General features: G+C 46.7%; 15 protein-coding genes and 1 tRNA gene. 9 read left to right on the forward strand and 7 right to left on the reverse strand.

Going from position 1 to position 16843, the window contains the following annotated elements:
• Nucleotides 1-138: 138 nt before the first annotated feature.
• Both QUB68_RS23925 and QUB68_RS30005 read right to left on the reverse strand, forming a co-directional pair.
• Nucleotides 139-1341 carry a glycosyltransferase family 2 protein gene (locus QUB68_RS23925; RefSeq protein WP_332997120.1) on the reverse strand — a complete coding sequence of 401 codons (1203 nt, stop codon included), beginning with the start codon at nucleotides 1339-1341 and terminating at the stop codon, nucleotides 139-141.
• Between the two features lie 793 nt (nucleotides 1342-2134).
• Nucleotides 2135-2356 carry a hypothetical protein gene (locus QUB68_RS30005; protein WP_442923120.1) on the reverse strand — a complete coding sequence of 74 codons (222 nt, stop codon included), beginning with the start codon at nucleotides 2354-2356 and terminating at the stop codon, nucleotides 2135-2137.
• 1012 nt (nucleotides 2357-3368) lie between these two features.
• Here QUB68_RS30005 and QUB68_RS23935 point away from each other — a divergent pair.
• On the forward strand, nucleotides 3369-5003 hold the full coding sequence (locus QUB68_RS23935) for an MBL fold metallo-hydrolase (protein ID WP_332997125.1): 1635 nt from the start codon (nucleotides 3369-3371) through the stop codon (nucleotides 5001-5003).
• A gap of 265 nt (nucleotides 5004-5268) precedes the next feature.
• Here the strand turns inward: QUB68_RS23935 and QUB68_RS23940 are convergent, their stop codons facing one another.
• A complete protein-coding gene (locus tag QUB68_RS23940; RefSeq protein ID WP_106148100.1) occupies nucleotides 5269-5580 on the reverse strand; it encodes a DUF6679 family protein in 312 nt (103 codons plus the stop codon).
• A gap of 858 nt (nucleotides 5581-6438) precedes the next feature.
• Here QUB68_RS23940 and QUB68_RS23945 point away from each other — a divergent pair.
• The 4 genes from QUB68_RS23945 (at nucleotide 6439) to fba (ending at nucleotide 11054) form a co-directional block, all read left to right on the forward strand.
• A complete protein-coding gene (locus tag QUB68_RS23945; protein ID WP_332997128.1) occupies nucleotides 6439-8514 on the forward strand; it encodes a CapA family protein in 2076 nt (691 codons plus the stop codon).
• Nucleotides 8515-8779: 265 nt separating this feature from the next.
• The gene (locus QUB68_RS23950; protein WP_442923121.1) at nucleotides 8780-9649 is read left to right on the forward strand and encodes an aldose epimerase family protein; all 870 of its coding nucleotides are present in this window, start codon (nucleotides 8780-8782) and stop codon (nucleotides 9647-9649) included.
• Between the two features lie 67 nt (nucleotides 9650-9716).
• Nucleotides 9717-9788 (forward strand) — tRNA-Lys (locus QUB68_RS23955).
• A gap of 186 nt (nucleotides 9789-9974) precedes the next feature.
• Complete coding sequence (fba, locus tag QUB68_RS23960) at nucleotides 9975-11054, forward strand: class II fructose-bisphosphate aldolase (protein WP_332997131.1); 1080 nt, start codon at nucleotides 9975-9977, stop codon at nucleotides 11052-11054.
• 410 nt (nucleotides 11055-11464) lie between these two features.
• Here fba and QUB68_RS23965 read toward each other — a convergent pair whose 3' ends face one another.
• The 3 genes from QUB68_RS23965 to QUB68_RS23975 form a co-directional block, all read right to left on the reverse strand.
• Nucleotides 11465-11806, reverse strand: coding sequence for a DUF433 domain-containing protein (locus QUB68_RS23965; protein WP_332997133.1), 342 nt, complete (start codon nucleotides 11804-11806; stop codon nucleotides 11465-11467).
• A gap of 162 nt (nucleotides 11807-11968) precedes the next feature.
• A complete protein-coding gene (locus QUB68_RS23970) occupies nucleotides 11969-12565 on the reverse strand; it encodes a Uma2 family endonuclease (protein ID WP_332997135.1) in 597 nt (198 codons plus the stop codon).
• A 193-nt stretch (nucleotides 12566-12758) separates the two neighbouring features.
• Nucleotides 12759-14120, reverse strand: coding sequence for an NB-ARC domain-containing protein (locus QUB68_RS23975; protein ID WP_332997137.1), 1362 nt, complete (start codon nucleotides 14118-14120; stop codon nucleotides 12759-12761).
• A 323-nt stretch (nucleotides 14121-14443) separates the two neighbouring features.
• Between QUB68_RS23975 and QUB68_RS23980 the strand changes: the two genes are divergently transcribed.
• The 3 genes from QUB68_RS23980 to QUB68_RS23990 all read left to right on the forward strand — a co-directional run bounded on the left by QUB68_RS23980 (nucleotide 14444) and on the right by QUB68_RS23990 (nucleotide 16325).
• Nucleotides 14444-14989: a hypothetical protein gene (locus QUB68_RS23980; RefSeq protein WP_332997139.1), complete on the forward strand. Its 546-nt coding sequence runs from the start codon at nucleotides 14444-14446 to the stop codon at nucleotides 14987-14989.
• Nucleotides 14990-15217: 228 nt separating this feature from the next.
• Complete coding sequence (locus tag QUB68_RS23985) at nucleotides 15218-15685, forward strand: hypothetical protein (RefSeq protein ID WP_332997141.1); 468 nt, start codon at nucleotides 15218-15220, stop codon at nucleotides 15683-15685.
• A 4-nt stretch (nucleotides 15686-15689) separates the two neighbouring features.
• Nucleotides 15690-16325 carry an AHH domain-containing protein gene (locus QUB68_RS23990; RefSeq protein WP_332997142.1) on the forward strand — a complete coding sequence of 212 codons (636 nt, stop codon included), beginning with the start codon at nucleotides 15690-15692 and terminating at the stop codon, nucleotides 16323-16325.
• A gap of 41 nt (nucleotides 16326-16366) precedes the next feature.
• Here QUB68_RS23990 and QUB68_RS23995 read toward each other — a convergent pair whose 3' ends face one another.
• Entirely contained in the window at nucleotides 16367-16675 is a 309-nt protein-coding gene (locus tag QUB68_RS23995) for a hypothetical protein (RefSeq protein WP_332997144.1), read from the reverse strand.
• On the opposite strand from QUB68_RS23995, the gene QUB68_RS24000 reads away from it, so the two are divergent.
• Nucleotides 16665-16793, forward strand: coding sequence for a hypothetical protein (locus QUB68_RS24000; RefSeq protein WP_332997146.1), 129 nt, complete (start codon nucleotides 16665-16667; stop codon nucleotides 16791-16793). The two genes, QUB68_RS23995 and QUB68_RS24000, sit on opposite strands and share 11 nt — an antisense overlap.
• Nucleotides 16794-16843 lie beyond the last annotated feature (50 nt).

Genomic DNA, 16843 nt, shown 5'->3' on the forward strand with positions numbered 1-16843 from the left:
ATCAGTGAATTACCTGTCTTGAATCAAGGTGATTGGTAATTGGTAATTGGTGATTGGTAATTAAAAACACTCTTGTCTATTCTCTATTCTCTCTTACTAATGACTAATGACTAATGACTACTGACTACTGACTACTGACTACTGACTACTGACTCCTTCCTTAATTGCTTTTAACTGCTTCCGAGACTCAAAATAAGCCATCGGGCCGCGAATGCAGCCCCGCAATTGAGCCAAAAGCAAATCACTCGGCACAGCATCCGGTTGCTTTCGCAACGAAGCAATGAGCTCGGGAATTTGTTTGTACCGCAGCCACCACAAAGCTAACTGAAGCACCCCAAATTCTCCATTGACCACAAATATCCGCGTCCAGTAAGCATAGACTCCGATTCCGTAGCATTTGAGCAAGTTTTGCAGCTCTGCCCAGGTACGCCGGTGGCGGTGCCAGCTCACGGCCCTCGGTTCGTACACGATGCAGTAGCCCGCGCGCAAAATGCGAGAAAACTGTTCGGTGTCTGAGCCGCATTTCGCCGGCGTACCCACGCCCAAAGCTTCGTCAAACATCCCGATGCTGTCGGTTAAACTTTTCCGCAAAGCCATACTCGCCGAAACCCCCACAGGAGAAATAATCAGCGGATTGCAGTGCGCCCCGTCAAAAACTCGGCGGTAGAAGCCCTGCCCGTAGGGGCTGTAGCGCTCAAACCATTCTTGCGCTTCTGTTTCCAGCTCTAGGGGCATCACTAGCCCCGTGACGCACATCACTCGCCGATCGCGGAAATTTTGCAACAGCGATCGCAACCAATAGCGATCGGGCACTGCATCATCATCTGTAAACGCTACGAATTCGTGTTTAGCTTCCCGCAAAGCTCGGTTGCGGGCGGCGCTTTCCCCCGCTAAATCGTCTTCCCGCACGTACCGGACTTGCGGGTAATTATTTTTGACCAATTCACGGGTAGCATCCGTAGCCGGACAGTTGTCAATTACTAAATATTCCTGACCATCATCTGGGAGCAGCATCAGCGCGTCAAGACAGCGCCGCAAATCTTCCGGGCGATCGCGCGTACAAATCGCTACCGTGGCTATCGGGATTGTCTCTGCCGCCCCGCGTTCGTCCCAATCCAGGGCATCGTAGAGCCAATTTTTCCAAAGGTTATCGCCTGCTGCATTCATCAGACTTTCCCGCAATTGCGATCCCTCAATCCGACCTCCGACTACCGGAATTTGAGCTTGCCCGATCGGTTTTCCGTGCAGTCTAATTAAAACCAAAGCTTTGCTGTAACGCTCCTCAACCGTAATTTCTGGCGGGAGTTTGGATATTTCCAGGTCGAGAATAGCTGTTGCCATTTTAGATTTTAGATTTTAGATTTTAGATTGTGAAAAATTATTGCGAAAAACTCATAGATACTCCGTATTTTCCCGGATGTATTTTCGCCAAAATTGTTGTATGGGATAGCAACTTATCAATGCCATACTTGCCGATCGCCGATCGCGAATCCCACATAAAACCTCATTTTTGTTATTGCTTTTATTTATTTTTACTTTCGATGACCTGCTGATGTCAAGTTTTTTTCCAACAGAATTTTTCCCGCCAAAAACGATCGCTCATCGAGGCTGCTGTCAATTGCAGGTGTTAACGGTTGCCTGCGCTACCAAGCCTCGCCATTAATCCCCAATCTCAAAACCAGATTTTTAGATCGAACCGGGTGTGTGCAGCACCTGATTTGAGCGTTGATTGCGATCGTCGGCTACTATTCTCGACAACATACCAAACAGTTGACGGTTGACAGATGACCTCGGAGGGCGACCTCTACCTGGAAGCAAGAGGATTGGAGTAATGAATAGTCTTGTTTTAATTTCTCGCCTTTAAGGCTTGGGGCTTTAAACCAATTCTTTCTGGTAATAAAGCATCGCCCTCGCCCCCTCCCCAAGGCAGCAGCTAATTTTGGCAAAAAGCATTTTTTTAACAAAAGCTGGCGCCCAGATGCTCCCCTCACCAAGTCCCTTGGGCTGATTCATTCTCACAAAATCATCAACCGTCCCATCCTCTCACCGAGACATCTTCAGGCTGAAGTTACTGATAAAAAGCCCAAAATTCGTGCAAGATTCATAGCCATAGTTGAGAGAATGGAAAAGTTAGTCACCAACCGAAATTGATCTCAGGGCGATTTATCTTATTCAAAAAGCACATGGCAAGCATCCGGTTGTATCCGACTTGTTTTTTACCGACTTGGCTGACAGCAGCGCCAGCGAAAGGTACTGTATTATCGCCGAACTTTTTTGGAGATTCTTGGCTGTCAAGATCGCAATCTCTTTCTGCTTCGCAACCGCGAGCTTTGTAGAGGCTAACCTGCTGGGAAATCTCCTCTCGATATTGAGGCGCTCGACCTCATAAATTTTTGAAATTAAATTCTACAAACCTCTCGGGAGAAGTTGTTTCAAAAAAAACGGGTACTGTCCGGACTATTGTTGTAGGGAGAAATTAAAACAAGACTATTCATTACTCCAATCCTCGGACTTCCAGGTAGAGGTCGCCCTCAAGCGTCAACTGTCGAGCGGTCAACTGTCAACTGAATTACGGTTGCGGTTTCCCTATCTCAGCGTCCGCGCCACAACTCAACGGGGTCTGTGTCTTCACAGAGGGCGACGCTCCATTGATATGCGCCGCCCAAAAGCCATTTAAACTCTTTCCTGGATAGCCACAAGGTTTGCTTAGAAAAATGTATCAAACTTTTACAAAAAAACCGATCGAACTCATAAACTCTCCACCTACCATGACAGCAAGACTCAGCCAGCATGAGTCTGCTTATTCAAGTTTTGATTGTGGGACTATACACCCCCTCAAAATCCCAGGGATAAAGATTTGTAAAGTTTTGTCAACATCTTAGGGCTGCTGAATTAAAATCTTCTCATAAAAAAGACTAACTGCTAGCAGGCGCAAATTGTGAAAAAAGGTTTGACACTCAGAATATGAGATCGAGTTGCCTGGGCTTAAAAGCTGCAATAAAATGTAACTTTTGAGGCCAGAACCCGCAGCATTAACTTGGTTCCAGGCTTTTTGCCGATTTCTGCCAATACCTGGGGAAAATAGCTTTTCCCCAGCGTTGCACCAAGTACCAAATTTACAGTGCAATTACTTTCGTTGCACGGGAGCCGGAGCCTGGGAGCAAACATTAAACTCCCAGGCTGATGCACCAAAACTTCAATCGACCGGGTTTTTTCACTCTTAGCGAGGGCGGTAACAAAGTCTTTTCCTCCATCAAACCCGGTTGATGCGTCCGGAACTCAAGTCGATCGAATGAATGCAGTCGCAGCCAACACTTAGATGTTGCGATACTGCAAGTTGCGCGTAAAACAGGGGGCTAAACCCAGTGATGGATCTCGATTGTTTACCTTACGGCGCAGGCCACGCACAGGAAGGGGTCTGTCTGCTAGTGCGCATGGGGCCGCACCGGATTTTACTCGACTGCGGTGTAGAAGATATCGCACCCCTGTCAGCGACACTAGATCGATCGCTGCCAGCCGATTTTGTGGTGTGCACCCACGCCCACGCCGACCACGCCAGAGGTTTGCTAGCACTCCACCAATCTTTCCCGCAGTTGCCAATTTATGCCAGCGAAGTGACAGCGCGACTGCTACCGCTCAACTGGCCCTCCCTGGCTCAGCAGCCAGAATCGCACTTCTGTCAGGGACTGCCCTGGCAGTCGCCGATGGAACTGCGCCCGGGACTGAGCGTGCAGTTGTTCCCGTCGGGCCATTTACCCGGAGCGGCGACTGTGCTGCTGACTTATGCCGCTCCCCACCGCACCTACACCCTGGTGTACACCGGCGACTTTTTTCTGTCTAATTCTCGTTTGGTGGAAGGTTTGCCGCTGGGAGAACTCCGGGGGATGAAGCCGGATGTGTTAATTTTGGAAGGCAGTTATGGCACGGCGCGACACCCTCACCGCCGACAACTGGAAAATCAATTAGCCGATCGCATCCACCGCGCGATCGCTGACGGGTACTCGGTACTGCTGCCCGCGCCCGCCCTCGGTTTGGGTCAAGAATTGCTGATGCTGCTCCGCAGCCACCACTATTTCACAGGCCGCGACTTGGATATTTGGGTAGACGGTACTGTCGCTGACGGCTGCGACGCTTATCTGGAATTGCTGCCCCATTTTCCCACCGCCGTCCAAAATTTTGCTCTACACCAACCTTTGTTTTGGGACGAAAGGGTGAAACCCCGTGTCCGTCGGCTGTCTGCGGAACAGCGCCCCGAATTGGGCTCCACGCCGTGTATTGTGATTACTGACCGAATTGCTGATTTGAATTTGTATGTTGCCGATCGCCCAAATCCTTGGATTTTGCTCGCACCTCAAAAACCCGGATATCCCGTCAAGGAATGGCTGGGCAATTGGCCCGAATCTGGAGTCAGAAGCGTCGAAACTTATCTGCTAGCCGAACACTGCGACGGCCCGGGAACTACCCAGCTCATCCACAATTTGCGTCCCCAGCACGTGATTTTGGTGCATGGTTCCCCTGCCTATTTGGCTGATTTGGCTAACTTGGACGAGCTGCGAAACCGCTACCAGTTGCACACTCCGGCGGCGGGTACGATCGTCGAATTGCCGATCGGGGAAATGTTTTTGCAGCCGGCGATCCCGGAAACTAACTATGAGGGAGAACTTAGCGAATTGGGGACAGAGGTAGCAATTAGCTTGCCGAGTCTGATTACAGCCGATTCTCGGTGGGCCAATTTTGCCGATACCGGTTTGGTAGAAGCCCGCTGGCAAGGCGAAGAACTGGTACTGCGCGGCATTTCCCAGCGGGAACTGCTGTTTCAAGGCAGCACCGTTCAAACCAATCTCGAATGCTGCGGCAATTGCCAGCACTACCGCGGCCAGCGCTGTTGGAACCAGTTATCTACTTTGTTTGGCTTTAAAGTTACCCCCGACGGTTACTGTCCGGTGTTTGAAGCTATACCTGAGGCCGAACTTTTCCTCGATCGGGAAACCGACGGCGAATAAGCTGGTATAGCAGTGGACAGTTGACAGTGGACAGTTGACAGTTGTTGCATAACCCGAATCAAACCATTGATGCAGTACGGGTATCGGCTCTATTCATGAAGTTATTTATGTCCTCACCGATGTGGCGGTTGCTGTATCATTTGGTGACAATCCAGAAGATTTTTGGCGTAAACCGGGTTTTTTGCCTAATTCTTCCACAAAAAAGGGAGAAAAGTTGTTTTCTTTTCCCCCAAGTATTCTTTGTGCCTCAAGCGCGAGATCAAAACTAATCTAAATTCGAGTCCGGGTAATGATTGCGAATTTGTTCGGCTTCGGGACAATCGTCAGAAACTAGGGGTTCGCAGTTAGTTCTCGACACCGAAGCCAACTTCTGGGACACTGCTCCAATACTTTCGAGACGCACCATTTCTTCCCAGGAGCTAATTTCGTCTTCTTCGTCTGTTTCGTAGCGCAACGTGACTAGATCCCCTTCAATATCTAGGATACGAGCGCGCTCTATCCAACGTTGCTGATCTCGAAGAAAAATAGAAACCTCACGACCATCACAACAGAGTTGATAGATTTTGCGCTGTAGCATTTGTCAGTTCTCCTGCGCAGTGTAACTTGCTTAAAATATGGCCTGTTTACATTGACATACTCCCGGGCCACGGGAGGCATCGGGATTCGGGATTCAAACAGCAAATGCAAGCACACCTTGTCTGATATTGCTGAGCCTCGTAGGTTGATGCCCCAACCTATGTGACATTTTTTGAACTATGCAGTTGAGACCGGATTTTTACATCTCGCGAATCAATATATAGTTCTATCATGAAAGCCACCCTATCAGGACGGGGCTTTGAACCCAATTTTTTGGTAACGTACTTTGGGTTTTACATCGGAAGGCATAGCCATATTGACTGGCTAGTTTCACGTTTTCTGAAACTTTAACACCGATGGAGGTTACTACATTTCATTTTACCACCAAATCTATCGAGTACGCCATTTATCCGATCGCTGATTTTGCTGCCGGCCGCATCTCTCGCGAGAGGCATTTGCCTTCAATAGATCGCAGAATTAAATCTCCGATCGACCTGAGCGCTCCAAAGCGACACTCAAACAGCGACAATAACAACAGACTCTGCGCTGTGGAAATCTCAATCTCCTCTGCCTGAAGTCCCCCAGCACAGTCAACTTTGGAGGTTAGGAAAGATCGCCCGCTACCGCTTCTTGACTCAACCGAAAATCTCAAATCGAAAATGTCAAATCGAAAATGTCAAATCGACAGACGCGAATGTGATAAAAATCACTGACAGCAGGCAGCACCTAAATGTAGAAAATGGTGTCGGCGAACAACTAGCTTCAAAGTGGGCAGCGAAGTGGCGGTTAAGCTAAAAGAATTACAGTTCCGTTGAAAAGAAATTACAGTCATCGCTCAATGTGTTAAGGAGGCTAATTGATGGTATATGCAGAAAATTGGTCGCAGCGGTCTATGTTGGAGCTAGCGCGATCGGGTAACTTTCAAGCCCTGAATTACTGGATTGACAGCTTGCTAAGACCAGAAGGGATTTATGCCCGCGTCGAACAGGCTCAGGCTGGATGCGTGCAAATTCTGGTAGAATTCCAGCGCGAATTTGCGCCAGAGAATACATTACTGGGGAACACTCTCCGCGAAGGCTTAGTTAAATTTATTTGCCACCAACTCTGGAGACTCAACTCGCCAGCAGTAGAAGGGGTGCGAATTCACGCGCGCTTGGCTGGGGAACCAGAGATTCTCTGGAAACAGTCAGTGCGAATTGTGACTCCGGCAAACCGCCGACAGCGACGTGACCGTTCCCTACTCGTCGTCGATTGGGTTAAATTTAAAACCTATCGTTCTCTGCTGCTAGTGGGATCGGCACTTGCCTCATTTATCTTAGGCTGTTGGGTGAGCTACCACGAGGCTCTGGCCATGCGGTTAGTATCCCCAGTCTCCCCGTACCAGCAAGCAGCCGTCATGTCGGGGCCGCCTCCAAAACGTCCGGATGCGGTGCAAGCGGCCTTAGAAGTAGTACCCGTAGTGCAACAAAAGCAGGTTGCCAATCCCTATGACCCAACCGTAACGCTGATGTTCGGAGGAAATGTGAATCTATCGGATGCGATCTCCGCATCTGGCGGTAACGATTACCATTGGGCTTTCGCCAACATGGACGAGTACCGGCAAGCAGATGTGTCGATGGTTAACCTAGAAAACCCCCTGACTAGCTCTACCTTGGGCCTGGGCAAAAAACAATTAAATTTTAAAGCAGCTCCAGAATCGGTGAAAGTATTAACAGCAGGAGGAGTGGATCTTGTCAATCTGGCAAATAGCCACGTTATGGATTACGAGGAGCCGGGGCTGGTGGAGACTATAAATACTCTAAATAATGCTGGGATTGGGCATCTGGGAGCCGGTAGAGATATTAAAGAAGCGAGGCGTCCAGATATTATTGAGGTGAAGGGTCAGCGGATCGCATACCTTGGTTATTACGATTCCGACCTTCACGCCGCCGACCAAGGGAAAGCGGGCACTAATGCACGCCGCAACAATCGCGTGGCAGAGGATATTCGAGCTCTCAGGGGTCAGGTAGACTGGATTGTGGTTAATTACCACTGGGGAGTCGAATTGGCAGATTATCCGGGGGACTGGCAAATAGATTTGGCTCGGTTCACGATCGACCAAGGAGCAGATTTGGTAGTGGGACATCACCCCCACGTCCTGCAAGGTGCAGAAATTTACAAAGGCCGCCCGATTGTTTACTCATTAGGTAATTTTATATTCGGCGCGAATGCTCGCAGCGATTACGATACCGCAGTCCTGAAAGTATCGCTCAAAGACAGGAATATGAAAGTAGAATTTTTGCCTGTGGAGGTGAAAAAATTTCAGCCGAAGGTGGTCAAAGGAGCCGCGGGCGATCGCATCCTCAAACACGTTGAGCAAATTTCTAGTATCTTCGATCGCCCGATGCGATCTGCTGTAGTTCTCGATGCCCCAATCAACCCAGGAGCGGCACCAAAGCCTGCCAATTCTCGGCCCGGAACAGCTCCTAGCGGTACGTACCAGCCAGGGCCCGGTTCCCCCGGAACATTCGGTGACAACAATCTGCAAGGCCCGGGACAACCCAAACCTACCCCCATTTTGCCGCCTTTGCCTGCTGCTCCCAAACAGTCGGAAAACTCCTCATTTTTCCAGAACAAGACTGGGCCTGCAATTGAGTCAAGCCCGCCTCCGAGTCAAGATTTGCCACCGCGCATCTATCGCACTCAACCTCAAAAGCCCAGCCGGGAATCAGATCCGTTTACCAAAGAGCCATTCATCAAAGAACCGTTTATTTCGCCCCCATCTCCCAGTTCGGGAGGGGCGATCAGTCCCCAAAGCTATCTTGCCCCAACTGGGGATCTATCTTTTAAAGTCGCACTCAAAGAGTACCCGACAAAGGCGATCGTTCCCGGCAAAAGCAGCGATCGATCCGGGCCGGGGATCGCCCTGCCTCCGATAGCTGCGAGCATTGGTTAACCGGTGGGAGTCGGAGCAAGGATACAGAGCCTTTGAAAGGGGCGTTCATTCAGTTGACAGTTGACAGTTGACCTGGGACAGCTACCTCTACCTGGAAGTCCGAGGATTGAAGCAATGAATACTCTGTTTTAATTTCTCGCCTTTAAGGGTTCCGGCTTTCAACCAATTCTTTCTGGTAATGGGTGAAAATCAAGTACCAGCGACCAATGACTAACGACTGATTTACTAACAACCAATGATCGACGACCTACTACCAATGACAAATGTGTTTGCGATCGCGCTGAAGCAAAAGCAGTACAAAACCTATATCCTCTCCGACGAAACCGCTAACTCTACTCTAGAAGTTGTGCCGGAACGGGGCGGTATTGCCACTAGCTGGCTGGTTGAAGGCAAAGAAATGTTTTACTTGGACGCGGAACGGTTCGCCAATCCCGATCTGACTGTACGTGGCGGGATTCCCATCTTGTTTCCCATCTGCGGCAATCTCCCCGACAATACCTACACCCACAACGGAGTCGAGCGCCAGCTCAAACAGCACGGCTTTGCTCGCGATTTGCCTTGGACGGCGACGGAACAAGTTACGGAGGGTTGCGCGGCTCTTACCCTGGTGCTTAACAGCAGCGAGAAGACCCAGGCTGTTTATCCCTTTGATTTCCAATTAGCTTTTACTTATCAAATTAAAGGCAATTCTTTGGAAATTGTGCAGCAATACACCAATCTGGGTGCAGAACCCATGCCCTTTTCTAGCGGCTTGCACCCTTATTTTTTAGCTCCCGACAAGACAAATCTCCGCTTTGAGATTCCAGGGATGCAGTACAGAGATCAGAACACCCACGAAAAGGGTTATTTCACGGGGGTTTTTGACCCGACGCTGGATGAAATTGATGTTTCCTTTGATGAACTCACCGGCCTGGCTGCTACTGTCACTGACGCGGGGCGGGGCTTGCGGCTCACCGTCAGTTACAACTCCAGCTATGGGAAGTTGGTTTTCTGGACTGTGAAGGGCAAGGATTTTTACTGTGTGGAACCTTGGACGGCTCCTCGAAATGCGCTCAATACTGGCGAACACTTGATTTATTTGCAGCCGGGAGCGACTTGCGAGATGCTGGTTCGCATGACTGCAACTTTTTTTTGAAAAAGACTTGCTATTTAAATAAACGGGTGCTACTATTAGATCTTGTGTGCGGTAACAACGCGTTCGCGGGTCGCTAGCTCAGCGGTAGAGCATTCGGCTTTTAACCGATTGGTCTCGGGTTCAAATCCCGGGCGACCCATAAAAAAAACAATAATTTTGAGTTCTGAGTTGAATGCTCAGAACTCAAAATTTTGTTTTTTGAACTTTTAAGTAAATCTGGAAACAGAATGCGCGATCGGCTACAAATTGTCTTAAGATTATCCTAAGAATTGAACTTGTCCAAAATCCACTGCCCAGAAATCACAAATAATTAGGAGGAATATCTATGGCGCTTGTACCTATGCGACTGCTGCTCGACCACGCGGCTGAAAATGGTTACGGCCTACCGGCTTACAACGTCAACAACATGGAGCAAATCCAAGCGATCATGCGCGCTGCTGACGAAACCAACAGCCCCGTGATTCTGCAAGCTTCTCGCGGCGCTCGCTCCTACGCTGGGGAAAATTTCCTGCGCCACCTGATTTTGGCCGCAGTTGAAACCTATCCTCACATCCCCATTTGTATGCACCAAGACCACGGCAATGCCCCCGGTACTTGCTATTCTGCCATGCGCCAAGGTTTCACCAGCGTGATGATGGATGGTTCTTTGGAAGCGGATGCTAAGACTCCCGCCAGCTACGAGTACAACGTTGAAGTTACTCGCGAAGTTGTGAAGGTTGCTCATTCGATCGGCGTTAGCGTTGAAGGCGAACTGGGTTGCTTGGGTTCTCTGGAAACAGGAATGGGCGAAGCAGAAGACGGCCACGGCTTTGAAGGTGCGCTTTCTCACGATCAATTGCTGACAGATCCTGAAGAAGCTGTTAATTTCGTTGAGCAAACCGGCGTTGATGCTCTCGCAGTGGCAATTGGCACTTCCCACGGCGCTTACAAATTCACCCGCAAGCCGACTGGCGAAATTTTGGCAATCAGCCGCATCGAAGAAATTCACCGCCGCTTGCCGAATACTCACTTGGTAATGCACGGTTCATCTTCTGTGCCCCAAGAATTGCTGGAAATCATCAACAGCAACGGTGGCAAAATCCGCGAAACCTACGGCGTACCTGTGGAAGAAATCCAAAAGGGCATCAAGTGCGGCGTGCGTAAGATCAACATCGATACTGACAACCGTTTGGCGATTACCGCTGCGGTGCGCGAAGCTTTGTTTGCTAAGCCCGATGAGTTTGATCCGCGCCACTTCTTGAAGCCGTCGATCAAGTATATGCAGAAGGTTTGTAGCGATCGTTACAACTCTTTTGGTTGCGCTGGTAACGGTACAAAGATTAAGCAAATGTCTTTGGATGATTTTGCAGCTAAGTATGCTAAGGGCGAATTCAGCTCTTCTGCTAAGAAGACTGTAGCTGTTTAAGAATTTTAGGTTTGAGATTTTAGATTTGTCTGAAATCTCAAGTTTGGATTGCCGGGTAGCTGTGAAGTTGCCCGGTTTTTGTTTGTGGAGAGTAGCCAAATTTAATGAAAATTACCTCATATTTTAGCATTACCCCAAGATCAGACGTACGGTTGAAACCGCGTCTACACAAACGATGTCCACTCGCCTGCGGACTAAGAAATAAAGATAAGATTTAGACGGCGGTTGAAACCGCGTCTACACAAACGATGTCCGCCTCCGCGGACTAAGAAATAAAAATAAGACGTACGATTGAAACCGATCCTATACAAACGATGTCCACTCCAAGCGCACTAAGAAATAAAGGGGGTATTTAAGTCGGATTTAGTATCAATACCGTATAAGTTGCTGCGAATAGAGACGTGCATACGTTACAATTCCTCGTCCATTACTTCGTCGTTTTCCCGGATTTCTGTTTCAATTTCGTCGGGAAAGGCTTCGGCATAAACCCAAGCGTTAGCAATATCAGTAGCAGAGAGCAATGGATAGCTTGTGAGTAAATCGGCTTCGCTATACCCAATGCGACGAGCTTCTACAAGTCCCCAAACGGTGATCCGAGTTCCGGCAATGCAGGCACTTCCACCACAAACATTAGGCGTTTTTTCAATACCGCGCCCCAGACTGATTTTTCCCTGAGATAGGAGTTGAATAACTTGAGCTTTTTCCTCGTCAGAGAGTGCCAGCAGTTGAGGCTCTAATTCTTTCAGCGTCATGGCAAACAATGGAATTGCGACTACTGATTATTCTATCTAATTTATATTTCTTAGTCCGCGGAGGCGGACATCGTTTGTATAGGATCGGTTTCAACCGCCGAGTCTTATGGCATATTACCTCAGTAATTCTGCCCGTTGCATAAATCCTATTAATCAACCGAATTACTGCTGCCGAATCCCATTGAGAAACTCATTCCTTGCCTCAATTATTGAAGGCATCAAAACGCAGCGTACCAGCAATTGTAAATCCAACTCCGGCAAAAACTCACTTCTTGAAACTTGCTCGTAATCATCATCGCGCAGCCGATAGACAGCCAACTGATTATTTTCCCAAAACCAGACTTCAACAATTTTCAACCGCTTGTATTTTTCTAGTTTATCTATGCCACCGCTGGTAATAGTGACTTCAATTGCCAAATCTGGATGTGTTTTTTTATCACCTAAATAGTAGGACTCATCTGGTTCAAATGACACATCTTGAGTTTTGTCCCTGCGAGTTGCATTCCCAACTGGAAGAAACTTAATACCTTTTTCAAAAAAGTAAGCTTCTAGCAAAATAGCTAGCATTTTTTTGAAAATTTCATGTGGTTCACCAGTTGTCATAAACTCCACACACCCATCTAAATAAGTTATTCGCAAGCCGGGGGCATCTTTTATTAAGGTTTCTAGCGCCTCAAATTGCTCCCAAGTATAATAACCTGGCAAGGTAAAGCGTTCTTCTTTAACAATTGTTATTGGTTCTGAAACTTGTACGATCATGGGCGTAATGCTCCGAATAAAAATCAGTAGCCCTGCCTTAGTATAACATAGACAGGGATTACTCATTATTAATAAAAATTAGATATGATTAAGTTACAGATCGGACGTACGGTTGAAACCGCGTCTACACAAACGATGTCCGATCTCAGAGGGACTAAGAAATAAAGGGGTATTTAAGATTGGACATACGGTTTCAACCGCCGAGTCTTATCGCAGCATATTGCCTCAGTACAGGTGAAATAGTGTAAAATTTTGCTTGTTGTTCAATCAAGCAGCGCCGCGATAAAGATTGCAGCGCATTTACCAAGTCTGAGGCTGGAATTCGGCTGTTTTCTAGCAATTGGGTGAGGTTGATTGTATCGCTTGCTTTCGCCAACAAGGAGAGGACTTGTTTTTCTAGTTCGGATAGGCGACTAAACTGCTGCTGTAAAATATCTTTCAAATCTTCCGGCAACAATATAGTATCATCTGGTAATAACTCTGTCACGCATCCTCCCAACTCTTGGATCAGAGTCGCGACGCTTTTTAACCAGAGGGGATTGCCTTGGTAGCGGTGAATGAGTGCTGAGTAGTTGTCGATGTCTGCTAATCCATAATCTCTGAGTATTTCCCGTCCGGCTGCGATGTCTAAACCTTTGAGTTGTAAGGTGTTAATGTGTGTATTTAGGCTTTTAGTTTGAGTAACTTCTCTGGGTTGTTCCCAACCGATGAGCAGGAAGCAACTTTGATGGGATAATTTTTCTATTTGTTTGAATAAAGAGCGATATTCTTCGTATTCTGGTTGATATTTTCCTGCTAATTCGCCGCTGCTGAACAAATTGTGAATGTCATCTAAGACTACTAAGCAGCGATGTTTTTGTAAATATTTAATTAGGGGTAATGCTTTCTGGTTGATTGTGGGTGAGTCTTGTTTTTGGTACTGGGAGAAAAACTGGATTAGGTTGGCTTCAAATTCCGGGAGGGTGGGGGATGTGTCGAGGTTGCACCAAATGACGTATTCAAATTCGTCTTTGATTTGTTGGACGAGTTGCACTGCGAGTGTGGTTTTGCCGATGCCGCTGATGCCGGTGAGGGCTATGAGGCTGCTGTTTTGTTGTAGAATCCAGTTTTTGAGGGTTTGGAGTTGTGGGGTGCGATCGTAGAAAGCACCTAATTGCGGCATTTCGCTTAAGTCGTGATGGGATGTTTCTTGATTTGGTGGGTGTGGATTTGGTATGTTTGGCGGGTGTCTAGCTTCTCCACAGGTGTTGAAACTACCAGTCACTACAACGTCTTTGGCAAAGTTTAAAACATTAGAGTTTTGTAACCTCTGCATTGCTGCTCTAAAATTCGTTTTACTGACTTTTTCTCCTAACTTTTCTGAAAGTATTTGCCATAATTCCGATCCGATTTGCCTCACATTACTTTCGGAGCAGTCAAATTCTTTGGCTATGTGTTTGTATGTCTCACGTTCTAGAGTGCCTTTTAGTACCGCTTCCTGTACGTCGTCTAGGTGTGCGCCGGTTTTCTCGAAGACTATTTTGTCGGCTAGTTTTAACGCTTCTTTTAGGTTCATGGGGGTCATGGACTGTGAGTTGACTTGTATTATAGATCACATTGGAGAACATTTTAATACATTTTTGTACAAAAGTAGATGAAATTGAGCCGATGGGAGGGAGACTGGGAACAAAGTTGAACATTTTTGGGCTAGACAAAGCTTTGATTTATAGGGATTATGGGAGAAGTATAAAGCGTCACCCTAATGATTGATTAGTTGCAGTTTTATCCAATGTAATGGTGTATTCTAACGCAGTGGCTGTCTAATTAAGCATTAGCTTTCAAAATTGATTTCCACTAAAAACAGAAAAAATACTTATCCCTCAATAAAGGAATTAGCAAATGAAAACAGCTTATCAAAAAAATCGAGGATGGCGGTTTTTCACCTTTTCAATGCGTTCATTTCTGATCGCAGCGTTGATAGTTGCTACTTCGGCTATCTCTGCGTCCTCAAGAGATCCTGGAATGATTGATGGCCCTAAAAGTGGAACTTGTCGAAGCGGACGCGATCGAGAACGTGTCACTTGTTATTTCCCGTCGGTGACATGGACATACGGTAATGCTCTCGCTGTTGAATATACAGGTGGAAGTGGGGCTGATGTTTTCTGGTACACTGCTCAAGAGATTCAAGGGGCATCATTTTCTGGGAAAGTAACTGCTAAAATAGAAACACAGGTGGTTAGTGTTGGTGGAGAAGTCGAATTCAAAGATGATGGAAAGCGATTAAACACACTCAATCAGAAATGTATTATTGGATCACCTCAACATGGTCAGCAGACATATTGTCAAAATCCTTTCCGTGGCTCTCCTGTTATGGTTCGAGTAGTTCCTCACAACAACAATTGGCAAACAGATTTCGTGGTTCATAACGATCCCGCAATACGTTAGCAAAATTCGTAGTGCGATCCCATCTTGTATGTTGGGTTGACGCTCGTGTCACCCCAACCTCTTTTTCCACTTACAATCTTATCCATTTCCACCATTTCAAAGAGCGATGATTGCACGAAGGGCGATCACGGTACGCTTCGCAAACAAGCCCCATGTTAACTTTCAGTTCCACTTACAAATATTGATCCACTTTTAGTTTTCACTTAAGCCGCAAACTTGGGAGGTAAGATGACCGAGAATCGAAAGCCAGAAAAAGCAAAAGATTTCAGCGAAAAGTTCCTGCAAATATCAGGTAAGGTAGTGAGAGTTATTGGAAAAATCATCAAATGGTGGTTTTGGCTCTCAATGTTTGGAGTTGGATTAATATTTTGGCTTCTCGACCTTTGGTTAGGGGATGGTAGTAATCCAGTCCCTTTTCCTGGGAGTAAGCCGCGACCTAAATTCGATCCAAATGAGTTCAAAAATGAGTTAGAGAATGCTACGGTTGAACAAATTATTAACCAGTTTAACAAAGAATTTGAAAAAATTGAAAACCGCAATAAGCTAGAACCTGAAGAGAAAAGAGTGATCCGAAAAATTAAAGGTTTAGACCGCTCAAAATTGCGCTCTCAAATTGTGAGAGATAATTTAGACCAAGACGAACTTGAAATACTTTTTTTGTTGCTTTTAAAAATACTTAGTGGTGAGTTGGGGTAATTTTATGGGAATGGGACAGTGGACAAATCATGTAGTTAAAGCAGGCTCCCTCTTTCATAAGAGGTACAATATTCAGCCTGGTGAGTATTGGATGATGTACGATCAATATGCAAAAGAGTTTCTTTTCAAAGACGCTAAAACAGGTAAAATTGTGAAGATAGAGCTACTTGATTCACCAGACCTTGTTATGTTGATATCGCATTTGCATATATCTGAGAAAATAGATCCAGAAATAGCTAAAGCTCTCAAACGAGGCAAAACTCCTCGAACTACTACAGAATTGGCAGATCATCATATTATTCCAGTTCATCTTTGGGAGAAATCTCAACTGGTAATACACGCCAAGATAGATATGAATAGTCCACTAAATATAATAGCCTTACCCCATGAAATTCACAAGTCATATCATGGTTTTAAATCAGGGTATTCCGAAATGGTGCTTGAGCGTCTTCGAGATGAATGGAACATTCTTGTAAATGATAATAACCATAACAATCCGGTAGAAGTTAAAGAAACTTTACTTGCACTCATAGCTGCTATTAGAGATGATTTAACGGAATTGGCACAGGAAGAAATCTCTATAGGAGATTGGTATGGTAAGGCACTTTTTAATATGTTTAAAAGGCCCAAGTCTAATTAAACAAAGCAACTAGGTTAGTCAAGTAACTCTCCTATCTCATACTAATATCTTATTTCACGCATTGAGATCGCACCTCTTACAACTACCAAATAGTGCGATTTGCACGGAGGACGATCCCCAGCAAAAAAAGAACGATCGCCCTTTCCTACATATTCCCTTAACCCTCGTGTCACCCAACCTCTTTTTCCACCGACAATCCGATCCATTTCCACCATTTTAAAGTGCGATGATTGCACAGAGGGCGTGACGCGAGCTATCCCGTAGGGCGATCGCCCAAGCAAACAAAGGGCGATCGATATCTGCGGTACAATATCAGTGTAGCGATCGCGAGGCGAGACGATGCAAACCATCTTTTCAAGCCGCGAAGAAGTGGCACGGCGCGCAAGACAATTGTACCAAAACAGCATCCGCCAACAAGTCGAGATAGACGAAAACATGGGCAAAATGGTCATCATCGACTTTGAATGACGAGACTACGAAGTCGATGAAACTGGGTTAAAAGCAGCCAGAAACCTGTA

The organism is Microcoleus sp. A006_D1, from assembly GCF_036702805.1.
Taxonomy (GTDB): domain Bacteria; phylum Cyanobacteriota; class Cyanobacteriia; order Cyanobacteriales; family Microcoleaceae; genus Microcoleus.